The sequence below is a fragment of the Streptomyces kurssanovii genome (genome assembly GCF_040677245.1).
GTDB classification, from domain to species: Bacteria; Actinomycetota; Actinomycetes; order Streptomycetales; family Streptomycetaceae; genus Streptomyces; species Streptomyces kurssanovii.
In genome coordinates this window covers 1-17620 of the sequence record NZ_JBFAQK010000021.1, presented here as the reverse complement: position 1 = coordinate 17620, position 17620 = coordinate 1, and the positions used below count along the sequence as shown (strand labels likewise).

The 17620-nt window shown below is 71.4% G+C and carries 11 protein-coding genes and 1 pseudogene; 2 read left to right on the top strand and 10 right to left on the bottom strand.

Annotated elements, in window-relative coordinates; all coding sequences use genetic code 11:
• Positions 1–19 precede the first annotated feature (19 nt).
• From AB0K36_RS17130 to AB0K36_RS17095, 8 genes are read right to left on the bottom strand one after another with little or no spacing between them, the layout of a single operon-like run.
• Positions 20–6463, bottom strand: a complete 6444-nt coding sequence (locus tag AB0K36_RS17130) for an eCIS core domain-containing protein (protein ID WP_364594499.1) — start codon at positions 6461–6463, stop codon at positions 20–22.
• On the bottom strand, positions 6460–6756 hold the full coding sequence (locus AB0K36_RS17125; protein ID WP_364594496.1) for a hypothetical protein: 297 nt from the start codon (positions 6754–6756) through the stop codon (positions 6460–6462). Before AB0K36_RS17125 ends, AB0K36_RS17130 begins: the two co-directional genes overlap by 4 nt.
• Positions 6747–9119: an ATP-binding protein gene (locus tag AB0K36_RS17120; RefSeq protein ID WP_364594493.1), complete on the bottom strand. Its 2373-nt coding sequence runs from the start codon at positions 9117–9119 to the stop codon at positions 6747–6749. Before AB0K36_RS17120 ends, AB0K36_RS17125 begins: the two co-directional genes overlap by 10 nt.
• A 33-nt stretch (positions 9120–9152) precedes the next feature.
• The gene (locus AB0K36_RS17115) at positions 9153–10034 is read right to left on the bottom strand and encodes a Pvc16 family protein (RefSeq protein ID WP_364594490.1); all 882 of its coding nucleotides are present in this window, start codon (positions 10032–10034) and stop codon (positions 9153–9155) included.
• A gap of 3 nt (positions 10035–10037) precedes the next feature.
• Positions 10038–10754: a hypothetical protein gene (locus AB0K36_RS17110; protein ID WP_364594487.1), complete on the bottom strand. Its 717-nt coding sequence runs from the start codon at positions 10752–10754 to the stop codon at positions 10038–10040.
• Positions 10747–11511, bottom strand: a complete 765-nt coding sequence (locus AB0K36_RS17105; RefSeq protein WP_364594484.1) for a T4 family baseplate hub assembly chaperone — start codon at positions 11509–11511, stop codon at positions 10747–10749. The genes AB0K36_RS17110 and AB0K36_RS17105 overlap by 8 nt, the downstream gene beginning before the upstream one ends.
• A gap of 28 nt (positions 11512–11539) precedes the next feature.
• Positions 11540–12064 (bottom strand): phage tail protein, encoded by a 525-nt coding sequence (locus tag AB0K36_RS17100; RefSeq protein ID WP_159694533.1) that lies wholly within the window; start codon positions 12062–12064, stop codon positions 11540–11542.
• Between the two features lie 37 nt (positions 12065–12101).
• The gene (locus AB0K36_RS17095) at positions 12102–13952 is read right to left on the bottom strand and encodes a phage tail sheath C-terminal domain-containing protein (protein WP_364594481.1); all 1851 of its coding nucleotides are present in this window, start codon (positions 13950–13952) and stop codon (positions 12102–12104) included.
• Between the two features lie 790 nt (positions 13953–14742).
• On the opposite strand from AB0K36_RS17095, the pseudogene AB0K36_RS34720 reads away from it, so the two are divergent.
• Positions 14743–15150 (top strand): annotated as a pseudogene (locus tag AB0K36_RS34720) (hypothetical protein); the annotation flags it as partial.
• A gap of 181 nt (positions 15151–15331) precedes the next feature.
• Here AB0K36_RS34720 and nagB read toward each other — a convergent pair.
• Positions 15332–16117, bottom strand: a complete 786-nt coding sequence (gene nagB, locus AB0K36_RS17085; RefSeq protein WP_364594479.1) for a glucosamine-6-phosphate deaminase — start codon at positions 16115–16117, stop codon at positions 15332–15334.
• Between the two features lie 175 nt (positions 16118–16292).
• Positions 16293–16874, bottom strand: a complete 582-nt coding sequence (locus tag AB0K36_RS17080; RefSeq protein ID WP_364594476.1) for a CGNR zinc finger domain-containing protein — start codon at positions 16872–16874, stop codon at positions 16293–16295.
• Positions 16875–17035: 161 nt separating this feature from the next.
• Here AB0K36_RS17080 and AB0K36_RS17075 point away from each other — a divergent pair, with 161 nt between their 5' ends.
• Entirely contained in the window at positions 17036–17518 is a 483-nt protein-coding gene (locus tag AB0K36_RS17075) for a VOC family protein (protein WP_364594473.1), read from the top strand.
• Positions 17519–17620 lie beyond the last annotated feature (102 nt).

Here is a 17620-nt window from a genome sequence, read left to right as displayed (position 1 = left end):
TCCTCTCGCGGGGGTGGTGCTAGCCCCGGTACCGAATGTTTCCCTGGGCGTCGAGTCTGATGAGCTGGCCGATCCCTCTGTCGAAGTCGCCGATGCGGCGCCTACCGGGATCGGCGATCAGGCGGTTCGTCAGGTCAATGATGTTGCTTGGGCCCGTGTCGCTGGGATTGAGTTTGCGCACCCTCACGATGGCCTTGGAGAAGGCATCGCTCACGTCCAGCATGCGGCGCATTCTCTTCTCGTCGTCGCGATTCACGTAGATGCGGCTCTTTTCGGTGTCGAAGGCGGGCGGCTTCTCAAGGCCTGACACGGTATAGGAGGCGGGCTGGCCGGTGATCGCGGGTTCTTCGTCCCACTTCTTCTTCGCCCGATCGTAGGAGTAGGTCCCCCACGCAGCGGTGATGGACTGCGGGAACCCGGGTATGTCCCCGGTGTGGTAGGTCAGGTTGATTCGATACCAGACCATCTCGCGCGTTCCGGAAGAAATGGCCTTCTCGGGGTATTCCTCGATCGCCTTCTTGAAGAGCGGGTTGTTCACCTTGCTGCGTGCCGGCACGAGATTCGACCCCTTCGCCGGCCCGCCGAGCCGCTCCGTGAGCAGATGCATGCGCACCCACGAGTTGCTTCTGTTCCGGTTGAGGTCGTACTTGTTGATGTATCGGAAGCCGATGGGTTCCTGAATATCTGCCGCGCCCGCGTGCTGGCTGATTCCGGTGTCCGACGGGTTTTTCTTGTAGAGATGCTTGTTGAGATACTCCGCTTTGAAGTTCCTGGCGAGAACGCCGTCCTGGAAGTCGGGAATCCTGGGTTCCGGCAGGTCGGGTTCCGGCTGGTTGTTCATGTAGTCCGCATGGCGGACCCGCTTGTACTTCCTCTGGTCTTCGGCTTCGGTGTATCCAGGCGTCACCAGCCCTGACGGGTTCAGTCTCGCCGTCACCCTGAAATCCGGATATCCCGACTTCTCGAGGCTGGTGAGCCGGTACCAAGCGCGCCAGCCGTCGAGCAGGGAATCATGAACGCGCTCATCCATTCCCCGGCTGAGCTTTTCCCGCAGTCGGGGGCGGATACGGGCGATGATCTCCTGCAGCCGGTCTTCCTTGGCGTTCTTGGAGTCCTCTTCGTTTCGGCGCCTGTCCTTCTCGGGCCCGGACTTGGGCCTCCCCGGACCGGACCGGCCCGGCCCTCTGTTGCCCGGGCCGGTTCGGTCCCGGTCCTGCTCGGGCCTTCTCCCGTCCGGCTTCTTCGGCTGGGCGGGTTTGCCAGGCGCGTCGTTGTCGTCCTTCGGCTTGCTGGGATCTGTGTCCTTGGACGGCGTCGGGCGCTTGTCGTCGTCCTTCGGGCGGGTGGAGTCCTTGTTGTCCTGCGGCCGGCCCGGAGTGTCGTTCTTCGGCTTGGGCGCCGGCGCCGGCGCCGGGTCGGGCTTCGGCTTCGGCCGGGGGGTCGGTGTCGGCTTCGGGGACGGCGTGGGGCGGGTGTCCGGCTTGTCGTCGCGGCGGTCCTGCGGCTTGTCGTTCCGGTTGTCCGCGGCGGGCTTCCTGTCGCCGTTCGAGGGCTTGGGACTGGCCGGCCCCGGCGTCGTGTCCTTCGGCTTCGCAGGAGACGGGGTCTTCGGCTTGGCGTCCGGCGTCCTGTCCTTGCCCGGGGCGGGTGCGGCCGGCTTCTTGGGCGTGGTGGCAGGGGTGGTCGCCGGCTGGTTCTGGCCCTGCTGGTCCTTGCCCGGGCCGCGCTTGTCGCCAGGAGGCGCGGCCGGCGGCGCCGGGCTCTTTTCCTTGTCGTTCTTGGGCTTGCCCAGATTCGCCGCCACGCCCTTGAGGCGCTGCCCCACCTTCGCCACGTACTTGCCGATGCCGCTGAGCAGCGCCTCGTAGGCCAGCTCCAGCAGTGCCACGATGCCCGCCGCGACCGCCTTCGCGAAGAGGATGCCGGCGCCGCCCTGGCGGACGGCCTTCAGCCAGGTGATGACCGCGCCGATCGCGCGCAGGATCTCGCCGAGCGCGCCGATGGCGACCTTGATCGCGTCGATGACGGCCATCGCCCAGCCCGCGCCCGGGATCAGTTTCGCGATGACCTTGGTGATGACGATCTCGCCGATGATGAAGGGCAGTTGGGGGACGATCGCGTCCCACGTCTCCTTGACGATCTTCTCCAGGGTGTAGCCACCCTTGATCAGCTTCTCGATGATCGCCTTGGGGATGCCGATGATCTCCTCGATCTTCGACTGGAACCACGACTTCACGGCCGCCTGGACCTCACGGAACAGGTGGTTCTTGGCCCCGTCCACGGCGGAGTTCTTCGCGCCGCTCAGCCAGCCGCCCGGGTCCGAGAGGAAGTCGACCGCGATGAGCATGAAGTCGCCCAGCGCGCTGAGGAGTTTGGCGGCGTAGTCGAGGACGGTCTTGATCGCGTCCACGACGGCCTTGAGGACGTCCATCAGCATCTTCTTGAGGATGCTCAGGATGTCGCTCAGCAGTTTCGCGATGCCGTCCAGCAGATCGGTGATGATCTGCTTCAGCATGCTGGCGAGCTTGTTGACGAGGGCGATCGCCGCCTCGATCAGGGACGTGATGAACTTCCGGATCCGGTCGGCCAGTTCGATGATGGCCCGAACCATGTTCTTGGCGAACTCGATCAGATCGTCGATGAGCTGCTTGATCGTGTCGACGATGAACTTGCGGGCCTCGTTGATCCAGCGTTCGACGGTCTCCTTGAAGTTCTTGATGAAGCCGACGACCGCGTCGCGGGCCGCCTTGATGACGCGGACGATCGCGTCCTTGATCTCGATGACCTTCTGTTTGATCCAGTCGAAGGCCTTGGTGATCCAGTTGCCAGACTCGCTGACGCTGTCGTCGCGCTTCTTCTCCGCGTCGCGTTCGGCCTTGGTGTTCTCGTCCTTGATCTTCTTGTCGCCGTCCTCCTTCTCCCTGGTGACGTCCTTGTCGGTCTTCTCCTCCCGGTCCTTGACGTCCGTCCGGACCTTCTCGTGGCGTTCGGTCTTCTTGGTGCCGAGGCTCTTGAGCTCCTCGTCCTGCTCCTTGCGCCAGTCCTCGCGCTGGGTGTTGACGTCGCTCAGCGCCTTCTCGCGCTCGCCCGTCTGGCTCTGCGTGTTGGTCGCGATCTCGGCGTCGACCTTCGCCTTGTGCTTCGCCTGTGAGTCGCGGAAATCCCTGTCCTTGGTCTGCCGGCCCTCCGACATGCCCTTCTGGCCGTCGCCGAACGCCTTCTGGAACTGCGGTCCGCGGTCGTGCTCGGCCACCTCCGACGCGGCCTCGGGCGGCACGGCCCCGGTCGACGCGCCCCCCTCGGGCACGCCGGCCTTCCCGCCGTCCGGACCGGGAACCTTCCCCTTCATCTGCTCCTTCGGAGCATTCGGGTAGACCTGGTCCTCGCCCATTCCGCGGGCGGAGTCCTCACGGCCCGTCGTCACGGTGTCCTGGCCCTTGGCGTCCACGGCCGTGCCCTGCTCGCCGGCCGTCTGCTCGGCGGCCCCGGACATCTCCACGCCCGGCGCGTTGCCCGCCTGGGCCTGCTTCAGCGCCTCGTCCTTGGTCGGCAGGCCGGCGAACTTGGCCGCCAGTTCCTGCGCGTCGACCTCGAAGCCGACCCAGCTGAGCACCTTGCCGATGCCGAAGCCGAGGGCCATCTTGAAGGTGTCCCAGCCTCCGGGCTCCTCCGCCTTCTCCGCCTCGATCTCGCCTTCGGGCTCCTTGGCTCCCGTGACCTCGGCCTTCTCGTCCTTCGGGGCCTCGGCCTTCTGTGCCGGATCCTGGGAGTACTGGGCGGGGGCGTCGGCTTTCGGCTTGCCCTCCAGCGTCTTCGGAGCGCCCGCCGGGCGCTGCATCGACGGCGGCGCCGACGCCAGGGACTTGTGCTCGTCGCCGACGGTGCGGTCCACGGAGCCGCCCACGCCGCCCATCGCCTCAAGGGCCTTGTGGGGCTTCAGTTTCGAGGCGGTGGACAGACCCGCCTCGGGGGACACGGCCGAGAGGTTCGGCGCCGCCCCGGAGTCCTTCTTCGCCTTCTTGGCCGCTGCCGCCGCCCCGCCACGGCCTCCTGACCGGCCCCCGCCCTGCGGCGCCCTGGGCGCCGGGGCGGCCCGCCTGGACGGCGCGGCCTTGGGCGACGGAGCGGTCTCCGGTGCGGGCGCGGTGGCCGGAGCCTTCGCCGGCGCGGGAGCCGGGGGAGGGGCGGGCGCCGGGCCGCTCTGCGGGTCCGGTGCCGGAGCGGGGTCCGACGACGGTCCCTCGGTCCCACCGGCCTCGTTGCTGCTCGCCCCGCCGGGCGTGTCCGCGCCGGATCCGCCGGTGACATGGGTGTCCCGCGCGGGGGACGGTGCCGGCGCGCCGGTGGCCTGCTCGCCCGCGGCCGCGGGAGCCGGTGCCGGCGGCTTCTGCTCCTGCTTCGCCGCTGGTTCCGGTCCCGCCGTACCGCCCGCCGCCTGCGGCGACGACTTCTCCTGTGCGGCGGCCGGGCGGTCGCCCGCGGCGGCGGTGCCCTTCTCCTCCTTGGCGGCGGCCTCCTGGGTCGCGTCGCCGCTCTCCGACGTGCCAGGCTTCTCCTGGACCGCCGTCTGGGCCGCGACGGGTCCGGCCTTCGGGTCGGCGCCGCTCTTCGGGTCCTTCGACGCCGGACCCGGAACGGGCAGCGCCGCGGCGGCACGCTCCAGCGCCGCCCCGCCGGATTCCGCGCCGTCCGGCGGGTTCTCCTCCTCGTCGGCCGAAGGCTCGGCGTCTGCGGGTGCGGCGGCGCCGTCCTCGTCGTTCTCGGCCTCGGCCGCCGCGTCCTCGGCGTCCTCCGCGTCCCGTTCGGCCTGGACCTTGTCGGCCTTGGTGACCGGGGGAGCGGGGAACGACGGCACCGCGGGTGCCGCGGCCGGGTCGGCGCCGTCCGCGGTGGGCACGGCGGACACGTCGAGGTCCTGCTCCGGCAGGAAGTCCTCCGGCTGGAGCTTGACGTCCCAGGCGCTCTTCTCCCCGCCGCCGACCTCCACCTCGGAGGTGCTGTCGGACAGTTGCTCCTCGGCCTCGTCCTGCGGACCGTCGAGATCCTGGTACCGTACGCCGTCGAGCCGGCTGAGCGGGCCGGGGTCCGATACGCCTCTGCCCGCTGACGTGGGCGACCCACCGGGCTTGTCCTGGCCCGCCTTGTCCTCGGGCCTGATCTGCTGCCCCGCCGTGAGCGAGTCGACCGCTCCCGGACGGTTCTTCGCCGCGGACTCCTCCTCGCTCGGGGCGGCGGCCTGCTGCTCCTCACCCTCCTCCTTGCCGCCCTCGGCGCCGGACTCCTTCTTCTCGCCCGCCTGCTGTCCGGCCGCCGATGCGCCGCCCGGGGACGCGCCGCCGCCACCGGCCCCGCCGCCGGCGGCCCCCGACCGGTCCTGCTGAGGGGCGGATGCGGGTGCGGCCGGCTCCTGCGCGGACGCCTGTCCGCCGTCCGTGCCCGACTGCTCGCCGCCCTGCGGGGCCCGACCGCCCTGCGGTGTCGTGCCTTCCTCCGCCGTACCGCCGTTCTGCGGCGTACTGCCGGGAGCGCCCTCGGGGTCCGTGTGCTCCTTCTCCGGGCCCGGCGCCGGGGCGGGCCTTTCCTGCTCCTCCTGCTCCGCCTCCGCCGCCCGCTGTTCCTGCTCCCGCTCGAGGGCCACGTCGTCGAAGAGATCGTTCTCGGCCTGCGGGGCGTCCAGCGAACCCTGTTCCTGAGCCTGCTCCTCGTCGCCGTCGAGCTCGTCGACGATGTCCAGCAGCCTCTCCTGCTCCGAGCTGAGCAGCCGGCTCTCCAGCCGGTCCAGAACGCTGTCCTGCAACTCCTCCGGCAGCCGGGCGAGCTGACGCCGGGTCCGGCCGGACCGGTCCTCCGGGTCGCCCCGCAGCGACCGCACCACGCTGTTCGCCAGCCGGTCCACCAGCGTCGCCGGATCGATCTGCTCCAGCCGGTTCCGGTCGGCGTCCACGCGGGCGTACCGCAGCCAGCCGGGCGTCGTCTGCCCCGGCTCCACCTCGAATGCCGCGCCCTGCTCCCGTACAAGGTCCTGCGCCGCCGACTCCGCCTCGCGCTCCATCGCCTGCTGCGGCAGGCTCACCGCGCCCAGGTCGCGCCCGGCCCGCAGGGTGCCGAGACCGTGCGGGTTCTGCACCGTGTGCAGCAACTCGTGGGCGAGCAGGCGCTGTCCGTCGACCGTGCCGGGCCGGTAGGCGCCTTCGCGGAAGAAGATGTCCTGGCCGACGGCGACCGCGTCGGCGCCCAGCAGCTCGGTGAGCGCGCCCGCGTCCCGGTCGGTGTGCAGCCGTACCCGCCCGAAGTCGTGGCCGAGCTGCTCCTCCAGCTCCCTGCGCACGCTCACGTCGAGCGGCTGGCCCGCACCGCTGACGATGTTCTTCGGCTCCACAGTGCCCGACTTGGCGCGGTCCTTGCGCTTGCGCCGCTTGCCCGCCTGGTCCGACCGTGACTCCTGCGAGTGGGAGGTGCTCATGACGTCACCTCGCCACGGCCCGACAGACCGGCGTGCACCGCGCGCGCCAGCTCCTGGCCCAGACGGCGGGCGGACGCGGTCGCGGGCAGCGGCGGCAGCCCCGCCAGCCCGTCCAGCGCACGGCCGCCGTCCGCCGCGAGCGGCACGCCCCGTTCCCGTACGAGCCGGGTCAGTTCGGCCTGGAACGCCGCGGTGACACGCTCGGCGTCGACGCCCCGGCCGAATCCGTCGAGCGCCAGCTCGCCGATGTCCACCCGCACGGTCGCCTCGCGCGGAGCCTCGTTCAGACCCATCCGTGGACCTCCGAAGGCGTCAGGGAGCGGTCCAGCTTGAGGTATTCGGTGCGGGCGGCCTCCAGCATGTGACGCATCCGGAGCCGCTCGCCCTCCTCCGCCGCGAGGAACGCGCCGGACAGTGCGATGTTGCGGATGGAACCGCCCGCCACGGTCAGCCGGGCCAGCAGTTCGGGGTCGATGTCCTTCATGGGCGCCTGCGCGGGCAGCACCCGGCGCCAGATCTCGGCCCGCTCGCTCTCCCCGGGGAAGGGGAAGTCGACCACGAACCGGATACGGCGCATGAACGCCGTGTCCAGCGCCTGCTTCATGTTCGTGGTCAGGATCGCGAGACCCCGGTACGCCTCCATCCGCATCAGCAGATAGCTCACCTCGAGGTTGGCGTACCGGTCGTGGCTGTCCTTGACCTCGCTGCGCTTGCCGAACAGCGCGTCGGCCTCGTCGAACAGCAGTAGCGCGCCGCCCCGTTCGGCGGCGTCGAAGACCTTCCGCAGGTTCTTCTCGGTCTCGCCGATGTATTTGCTGACCACCTGGGACAGATCGATGATGAAGAGATCCAGGCCCAGTTCCTTCGCCATCACTTCGGCGGCCAGGGTCTTGCCCGTGCCGGAGCCGCCGGCGAACAGGGCCGTGACGCCGAGACCCCGCCGCAGGGTGTGGGCGAAGCCCCACTCCTGATAGACGGTGGGACGCCGGCGCACATGCGCCACGATCTCGCGCAGGATCTTCAACTGCCGCTCGGACAGGACGAGATCGCCCCAGCCGGCCTGCGGTTCGATACGCCGCCCGAGCTCGTCCATGCCCATCCGGGCCTCGGTGAGGCCGGCACGCCATGCGAGCCCCGTCGCGTCCAGCTCGTCCTCGCCGGGCAGGTCGCGTGCGACGGCCGCGCCGGCCGAACGCACCAGGTGCGGCGGCAGCTGGAACTGCGCCACGAGATCCCGCAGTGCGCTCTCGGGCACCTCGGGCACCTCGGCGAAGGCCTCCGTCCAGACACCGAGCTGCTCGTCCGCGTCGAGCGGCGGCACGGTGACGCGCTCGCCCCGCGCGCGGGCCGTCGGCCGCGGCTCCTGGCCGGAGACGACGAGCGGAACGGCGGCGCTCTCGACGAACACGTCGGCGACGGCCGCCTGTTCGCGGTCCAGGTCGCCGAACTCCACCAGCAGGGCGGCGGGCAGCAGGATCGCCTCGCGCTGCCACAGCCGGGCCAGCCGGTCCCGCTCGGCCGGCGCGGCCGGGACGTCGGCGGCCGACATCTCGTACAGGCCGAGTCCGGAACGGCGGGCGGCCGCCGCGGCGATGTCCGTGCGGCTGCGCAGATCCCCGCCGACCAGTTCCACCCGCAGTGGCGCCCCCGGGGCCGCGCCGGCCCAGCCGGCCGCGACCCGGCTCGCCGCCAGGTCGTACGAGGCGGGGAGGGAATCCGGCACGCCGGTGCGGCGCAGCAGTCCGTGCAGCCGGGAGTCCAGATAGGGCGAGCCGGCCAGGAAGTGCAGAATGCGCTCGTCGAGGCGGAGCCGGGAGGTGGTGAGCCGGGTCTCGTCGTCGAGCTCGACGATCCGCCAGCGGCGCAGCGGTGCGACGGGGGTCAGCGCGCTCCAGTGCGGCGCCTCGAGCGCCGCGAGGGCCAGGGAGAACGTGGGATGGCCCCGCTCGGGATCCCCGGATGCCGCCGCGCACCGGGCACCGGTGGTGGGATCGAGTTCGGCCGCGGCGGCGAGCAGCACGATGTCGCGCTCGAAGGAACTGAGCCCGAAGCAGGCCACGAGCGCGTCGAGCGCGGTGGGCCCGCCGGCGGTCGACGCGTCGCCTCGGTGATCCTCGCGCCGCGCGAGACCGTCGCCGGCGCCGTCGAGCGCCTCTGCCGCTCCGCTCGCCGGGTCCTTGTCCGTGTCCGCGCGGGAGGGTTCAACGCCTTGGCCGCCGCCCGCCGGAGCCGTGTCCGCCTGGTCCGGATCGGGGGCTTCCGTCGCCCGGGTGGCCGGAGACGTGTCCGCCTGGCGCGGACGGGAGGTGTCCGCCGGGACCGTGCCCCCGTCCGCACCGGGGGCTTCCGTCGCCCGGCTGGCCGGAGCCGTGTCCGCCTGGCGCGGACGGACGGTGTCTGCCCGGCCCGTCACGGCCTCGTCGCTATGGGCGCCGCCCGCCGGAGCCGTGTCCGCCCCGTCCGGTGCGGGCCTGCCGGCTCGATCACGGCCGGACACGGCCGCGGACGTGTCCGGCCGCGCGGCGCCGCCGCCCGTGTGCCCCGCCCGTGCCGCGTGCGCGTCGATACGGGCCAGGACCGCCTGGATCGCCGACGTCAGCGCGCGGCCCTGGGCCGCCGCCCCGGCGGGGCCGCCGCCCTCCTTGTCCGTGCCCATGTCCTCACCCGCCCCCGTCCGCGACACCCCGGCTCAGCTCTTTCCGTCCTGCTGCGGCCGTGGCCCGTCGGCCCCGCCCGCCTTACGGGAACGGCCCGACGCCGCCGCCCGCTTGACCGCCTGCTTCGCCGGCGTGCGTCCGCCGGCCGGCTGCTCCCTGCGGGCGCGTGCCGGTACGGGCCGTTCGGCCGCAGCCTCTTCGCCCGCCCCTGCCCGTGGCGCCTCCACCGGCTCGGCGGTGCCTTCGGGCGCGTCCCCTGCGCCCTCGGAAGGTGTGCCGGAGCCGGGCGGCACCGGCGCCCCGGGCGCGCCGAACGGCAGCACCCGTACGGTCCGTTCCGTCACCGGCTTCGCCGGGACCGGCCGCTCGCGGCCCTCGATCAGCACCAGCGACGCCTGGTACGCCACCGACAGGGCGTACGGGGTCTGGTGCAGCATCCCCCACAGCTTCGACGTCTCGTCGATGTCCATCACCGTCGGCGTGAAGCGGACCTTCTGCGTCGACTCGGCAAGATCGGAGCCCGCGAGATACGGCGCCTGGGCCGCCAGTTCGATGACGTCCTTCGGCAGCACGGGGATCTCGTGGAGCGTGCGGATCACACAGCCGATGAGCCGCTGGCCGACGAGCGTGGCCTCCTCCCCGTAGGCGCTGATCAGATAGTGCAGGTCCAGGGCGGCGGCGGGGCGCTTGCGCAGGGTGCCGTCCGGGCCGCGGGTGGGCAGGTCGACGTGGCGCATGGCCGGGTTGGGCGCCACCTGGTAAAGGAACACCGTGATGGTGGGGTCGGTGGGCGGCTCGTTCGGCGGCTTGCGCGTCTCGACGTTGACGGCGAGGTCCATCTCGGGGGCCAGGTTGTCGGCGATGAGCAGGCTCAGTGCCTGGGTGACCGTCGCGACGGCGAGTGCGTTGCTCATTCGTCAGTCCCTCTTCCCGCCGCGTGAGGCGCGTGACAGATAGTCGTCCAACGTCAGTGCCGGCGCGGCCCTGCCGGAGCGGGCCGCCGGCCGCCGGTCCTGGCCGGGCGGCGGCGCGGCGCTGACCTCCAGCCGGCCGATCTGCACATGCACGACCCGCTCGGCCGGTTTCGGCGCACGGCGCCCGACGGAGGCCCGGGCCGCGCCGCGGGCAGCGGCCGTGTCGGAGCCGCGCGGCACGGGCGTGGCAGCCGCGGGCACGGGCCCCGCGGCGGGCGGCTGCCGGACGGCGGCCGCCGTCGCGGGCGGCGGGGTGTCCGCGGTGTCGGCGGTGCGGCCGCGCCGCCCGGCGCGTGCCGGTGGCTGCTGCGGAGCGGGCCGTACGGGCGTCCGTTCCGTGGCCGCGGGCCTCGGCCGCGGTTCCGGCGCCGTACGCCCCGCCGGCGCGGAGTCGTCCGGCCGGATCCGTTCGGTGCGCACCACCGTGTGACGATCGGTCCGTACCTCGTGCTCGTGGCGCACGGTCGTGGCCGGCGCGGCCGGTGCCGCGGGGGCCGACGGGATCAGCGCCGCGGGCTCGTCCGGGTCCGGAGGACCGTACCGAAGCGCCTCGACACGCTCGAAGGGTCCGGGCAGGCGCGGCCGCACACGTGCCGGCGCGCGCTCGGCCGCGCCCAGCGGCGTGTACCGGGCGAGCAGCCGGTCGAAGTGGTCAGACATCTGCGCACAGCTCCAGGTAGTAGCGACGCCGCAGCGGGCTGAGCGCCAGGATCTCCGGCTCGCTCCACCCGTAGGCGGTGGCGAGCAGGTGGACGTCGAGCATCAGGTCCCGCGCCCAGGTGTCGAGTTCGGTCCACAGGTAGGAGGTGATGTCCAGCTCCGCCGGGGTGGCGTCGCCGCATTCGGGGCAGGCGACGGTGAGCCGCACGTCCGCCGTCGGGTCGGCCTCCGCCGCCGCCTCCGCGATCCGCCGCTCCACCCGCTCGGGCAGTAGTCCGGGCAGGGCGTCGGCGTCGACCGGTTCACCGTGCCGCAGCGCCCGTACCGTGCAGGCACGCACGAGACGGCCGCGTGCCTGTGCCGGGTCGGACGCCGTCGCGGCCGCCGTGAGATCGGCGACGGTGGGCAGCCGGAACTCGACCACCCACTCGCCCTCCGTCACCCGCAGTGGTTCCCGCGGCAGTTCGGCCCCCGCGCCCAGCACACGGGTGTCGAGGTCGAACTCCATCTCCTCGCCGCACGCGCCGCACTCGACGCGCACCTGCATACGCTCGCCGAACAGCGCACGGCGCAGCGCGAGCAGGTCCGCCTCCCGCTGCCCGACCGGCACCGACAGCAGTTCGTCGGTACCGGCCCCGGGCCTGGCGGCCCGGTGCAGCAGCAGTGAGCGGTCGGACGGGTGCTGTGCCAGTCCGGTCTCCCAGACGGCCAGCAGCTCGGCCGGCCCCGCGGCCGACGCCCCGATGGGACCGTTCATCGTTCGCCCCTCCGCGCGCGGACGGCGGTCAGGCCGGGTGCGTGAACGACGGTTCGACCGGCTCCGGCACCTCGTAGTCCCGCTCCCAGCCCTCGCATTCGAGCTTGACGCTCTGGATGGCGACGGCGTTCGCGTTCGCGTCGAGCTCGCCGAGGACCTGGTACTCGCTCACCCAGGCCCGGTAGAGCTTGTGCGAGACGGCCACCTGCCCGGCCTCGTTGAGGACCTGGATGATGATGTCCTTGCGGAAGTCCCGCAGCGACACCTCCGAGCCGAGCCCCGCGCCGACCTGCCACACCTTGTTGGCCCATCGGTCGAACTCGGGGTCGTGGGTGACACCGCGCTCCAGGGTGACGCCCTCGAACTCGGAGCGGCCCGGGGACTTCCGCGGCGAGCTGGGATCGCCGCCGTGCCGGTGCTTGACCACCTCTGTGGTGCGCTTGAGCGGACTGATCTTGCTGATGCCCGCGACCGTCCGACCGTCCCACAGGACCAGGAACTTGAAATTCTTGTAGGGGTCAAAACGATGGGCGTTTACCTGGAACTCAGCCATCGGTTTCCTTTGTGTTCCTTTTCCTCGGGCCTGGAGACTATGAGAGGTCGAACTGGCCGGCCATCTGCTGGATCTTGACGATCACGAACTCGGCGGGCCTGACCGGCGCGATACCGATCACGACATTCACCACGCCCCGCTCGATGTCGGCGTCCGTGGTGGTGTCCTTGTCGCATTTCACGAAGTACGCCTCACGGGGTGTGCCGCCCTTGAACGCGCCGAGGCGGAACAGATCGTTGAGATACGCCGACGCCTTCAGCCGGATCTGCTGCCACAACTGCTCGTCGTTCGGCTCGAACACGACCCACTGCAGGCCGCGGTACAGGCTCTCCTCGACATGGAGCGCGAGCCGGCGCACCGGCACGTACTTCCACTCGCTGTCCAGCGCGTCCGCGCCCTTGAGCGTGCGGGCGCCCCACACCAGCGGGCCCACGACGGGGAAGGTGCGCAGGCAGTTGACGCCCAGCGGGTTGAGCAGGCCGTTCTCACGGTCGGTGAGCCGGACGGTGAGCGAACGGACTCCCGCGAGGCGCGCCTCGGTGCCCGCGGGCGCCTTCCACACACCGCGTTCGCCGTCGGTACGGGCGATGACACCGGCGACCGCGCCGGACGGCGGGAAGGCCCGCAGCCGGCCGGTGAGCGGGTCGGTGAGCTGCAGATGCGGGAAGTACAGGCCCGCGTGGTCGCTGCGTACGGAGTCGAAGGCGCCGATACCCGCCCGCGCCGAGTCCACGCTGCCCCAGGTCGACGGCGAGTCGACCAGCAGGAAGATGCGCCGCTCACGGCACAGCTGCTCCGCGGCGGAGATGACGGTGACCATGTCCTCGGTGGAGGCGTAGGCCGCGAGCTCCGGAAGCGCCAGCAGGTTGACGTCGTCGACGTCGCGCAGCGCCTGCACGCCCGTCTTGTCCGCCGCGCTGCCGATGAGGTCGCGCGGCCCGGGCGCGTCTCCGTCCTTGCCGCCCCCGAGCGCGAAGACGGGCGGGTTCACCGACGCCTCCAGGCCGAGGTCGTTGGCGCACTCGCCGACGAAGCGCACGACGTCGTCGGGGTCCACCGAACCGGCGACGACCTGGAGCCGGCGGCCGAAGGCGGTGACCTCGGCCCCCGCGTACGCGTGCTTGCCCGGGGCGTCGGGCAGGGCCCGCAGCTTGCGCTCCAGCAGCAGGGCCAGTTCGGTGACGTCCGTCGGCGGTTCGCCGTCGCGGTCCGGCTCGTAGAACGTGAACTCCCGCTCCACGTCACCGATCTTGACCTTCACCTCGACGTTCAGATCGGGCAGGTCTGCGGCGAACGGCTTGGAAACGGTGCCCGACGGATCGGGCCGGTCCTCCTCCAGGACCTTCACGCGCACCAGCGACGAGCCCGCGTTCACGACGGTCTCCGCGAAGCGGCCGTGGCCCGAGTGCATCGACAGGCCGGTGAAGGTCTCCCGAGCGTCGCCACGCGCGTCCAGGACATGCAGGTTGAACGTCTTGTCCGGCGTGGGGGTGTCGTGGTCCACGGCCACCCGCAGGCCGGAACCCCACACTCCTGGTTCCTTCGCGTGCACTTCGAGCACGGGGCACTCGCTGCGCCCCTCGGTGGAGTCGAGCGTGACGCAGGCCTCTTCGCCGGTGCCGGCCTTGGCCACACGGACGACGACGGCCACCGTGCCGCCGTTGCCGAAGAACTGGTGCACCGCGTAGCCGACGGCGCTCTGGGCGGTGAGGCCGCCGAAGCGCCTCTCGAAGTCCGCGAAACTCGTGATGCGCACCGGCTGGTTGAGCGGGCCCCGGCGGGTGTGCCCCACGAACGCGGTCACCGATGTGGTGACCGAGGCGATGGTACGGACGCTGCTGGGAAGTTCCTCGATGTATACGCCGGGATAGCCCATGTGCGTCGGCATTCCCCCTCCATTCCCTTCCGCGCACCAAGAGATGGGAAGAGGGGGTCGAGAATTGCGCGCATGCGTAGAACGCATGCGAGATCTTCGCTGTTTTCCCCCGCCGCACACCCCGTGCGATATCGGTCTCGCAGGGCCATTCGCAGGCGCATGCGCCTGTGGCTCCTGATGCATGAGTGCCACTGCGAGTCTCGTTCGTCGCTCGAGTGCGGGTCAAGAGACCGATTCGGTCAGTGGTACGGAAGGTGCATGTGAATGTCCGCCGACCGGTAATCACAAGGTCAGCGGCGTGCGGGGGGTCGAATATGGAGACGAATTCACGATCACTTCACATGAATCGGACGTGTGAGGAGTGATTCAGGCCGATCGGGAACCGCCTTCGGCGCGCCGTCTTGCGTTCCGTTGGCGGGGATGGGTCCACCGGTTCACTCGATCGTGAGCAAGTTCGACCGTGCCGTTCGAGTCGCCGTGCGTGCGACCGGCGGCGGGCGGGGTGCCGGCGTCTTTGGCGGCGGTCGGGCGGGTGACGTGCGGTTAGCCGCCTGCCCGCCCCGGGGTGTTGTGACACATGGCCCCCGTCCCGGGGGATTTTGACAGTGTCTTGGCAAATTGCCGCCCGGATCGCCAGCACGCAAAACACTCGCTGGACGGAGTCAAGAGTTACGCGACCAACGCAAGAACTCCGCATGGGCGACGGGCTGATGAGGCTCGGCCGACGTCCCCTGCGCACCGCGATGCGCGACGGCGCGCGCCTTGCCTGACACACCCCCACACCAGGTCAGGAAGGAAGCCCCTGTTCCTACGCCCCTTCAGGGCGTGGTCGCTCGGTCTTGCCGTGTCGGCGCTCGTGCTGCCGGGCGGCGCCATCGCGACCACCGCGTTCGCCGCCACCACGACCACGGCGGTCGCGGCCGCCGCGACCACCGCGTTCGCGGCCACCGCGACCGATGCCGCTACGACCGATGCCCCCGCGGCCGCCACGGAGGCCACAACCGTCGCGACCGCCACCGCCGTCGTGGCCCGGACCCTCCGGCCCGACATCCCGCCCGGCGACTACCAGCAGGTCCAACTCGCGTACGGTCCCGCAGAGACGGGCGAGGCCATGTCACTTGCCGTGCTGCCCGACCGGGCCGTGCCGCACACCGCCCGCGACGGCACGGTCCGCCACACCGACGCCGCGGGCAACACCAAGGTCGCCGGCGGCGCGTACGGGAAGACGGGAGAGGCCGCTGAGACCGCGTACCTCGACCGCACGAAGCACTGGGTGGACCGCTTCGACGCCGCCCGGGCGGCGGCGGGGAAGGCGGGCGGACCCTGACGGGAACGCACGCAGCGGGCGGCGGCCTGGTCCGGCCGCCGCCCGCTGTCGTGTGTCCGGCCGCTCAGATGCCCTGCCAGTCCGGCTTGGCCGCGTAGGTGGCCCGGAAGTAGTCGGCGAGCTTCAGCCCCGCGGCCGCGGCCTCGTCGACGACGACGGTGGCGTGCGGGTGCAACTGCAGCGCCGAGGCGGGCACCAGCGCGGAGAGCGGGCCCTCGACCGCGAGCGCCACGGCGTCCGCCTTGGCCTCCCCGGTGGCGAGCAGCACCAGGTGACGGGCCTCCAGGATGGTGCCGATGCCCTGGGTGATGACGTGGTGCGGGACCTGCTCGATGTCGCCGTCGAAGAAGCGGGCGTTGTCCACCCGGGTCTGCTGGGTGAGCGTCTTGATCCGGGTGCGGGAGGCCAGCGAGGAGCACGGCTCGTTGAACCCGATGTGCCCGTCCGTGCCGATGCCCAGCAGCTGGAGGTCCACGCCGCCGGCCTCCGCGAGCGCGCGGTCGTACGCGACGCAGGCCGCGGCGACGTCCTCCGCCGAGCCGTCGGGCCCCATGAAGGACTCCTGGTCCAGCCCGAGCGGTTCGACGACCTCGCGCAGCACCACCGAGCGGTAGGACTCCGGGTGCCCGGCCGGCAGGCCGACGTATTCGTCGAGCTGGCAGACGCGGGCACGGGAGGCGTCCACCGCCTTGTTCGCGACCTTCGCCGCGAGGGCCTGGTAGATCGGGAGCGGGGTCGACCCCGTGGCGACGCCGAGAAGGGCGTCGGGCTTGCGTCGCAGCAGGTCGGCCATGGCTTCGGCGATGAGCTCGCCGCCCGCGGCGGAATCCGGAACGATGACAACTTCCACGAAGATCCCTGTCTCTGAAGCGCTCAGTGGTGTAGACCAATCTACCTGCTGAGGGGGCGTCCTGTCCTGTCCTGACAGCATGTGGACAGGGCGGGGCGTCCGTAACGGGCCAAGATCGCCGCCGTCGTCGCGACCGTGACGGCCGTCGCCGCCGCCCGGCCGGGACGCGGGCCGCTCACCGGTCCGTCGTGACTCCCTGCTTGTGCCGGGCGTAGTGGCGTGAGGCCTTCGCCCGGTTGCCGCACCCGGCCATGGAGCACCACCGGCGCTTGCCGTTCTTCGAGATGTCGTAGAAGTGCAGTACGCACTCGGGGTTGGCGCACTTGCGGATCCTGTCCGGGTGTTCGTCGAGGAGGCGCAGGTACGCCTCTGCCGCGGTCCATGCCGCCAGCCAGCCGGGGGAGTCGGTCTCGACGATGGAAAGGGGGCCCGCCTCGCCCAGTCGGCGCTGGATCCGGCCGTGGCGGAGGATCTCGTTCAGCTCGTCGGCGGCCTGCTGTGCGTCGGCGCTCCCGTCCAGTAGCGCGGCGACCGCGCGGCGGGTCGCCAGGAGTGCGTCGAGGGTGTCCTGGTCGGGCGGGACGGTGTCGGCGAAGCCGGCGGACCGCAGCCACACGGACAGTCCGTCGGGGCGCTCCAGCAGGTCGTGGCGGACCCCTTCGTCGATCCAGACGGTGTTGACCAGGTCCAGTGGCAGGGGTTCGCCGGTGAGGGGGCGGGGATCCGCCGCCGGTCCGCGGCCCGGTGCAGTGCTCATGGGGCTTCCCTTTCGTGTCGTCGGGTACATGCGATCACATCGACCTGGTTCTAACCCCTGAAAGTTATTTCAACGGTTGACCATGTGGGGAGTCAACCGTTAACGTTCGTATCACCGGTTAGCCGGGAAGTCACCCGGCCGCCCACCGACGGAGGCCCTCCATGACGCAGTCCATCGCCGACCAGCCCCTGCGGCACCTGCCGACCCTGCAGACCGGCCACGTCGGTCTCAACGTCACCGACCTCGAGACGGCGCTCCCCTTCTATCTCCGTGTCTTCGGCTTCGAGATCCTCGCCGAGGGCAAGGACGACGACCGCAAGTGGGCCTTCCTCGGCCGTGACGGCCGGCTCGTCCTGACCCTCTGGGAGCAGAGCGGCACCCCCTTCTCCACCGGCTCCGCCGGCCTGCACCACCTCTCCTTCCAGGTCGACACGATCGAGGACGTCGAGACCGCCCAGGCCGTCCTGCGGGAGCTCGGCGCCGACTTCACCCACGACGGCGTCGTCTCCCACGGCGAGGGCGCCGGATCCGGCGGCATCTTCTTCACCGACCCCGACGGCATCCGCCTCGAGATCTACGCCCCCACCGGCGCCGAAGACGCTCCCGCTCCCACCGGAGCCGCCCCCACCTGCGGCTTCTTCTAGAGCATGGGGCGCGGGCCTGCACCCGCTTCGAGTACCTGAATGACAGCGAGAAGTGGTTCAAGTCCCAGCAGACCCGCGTGCACACTGTCACGGCGGCGTGCA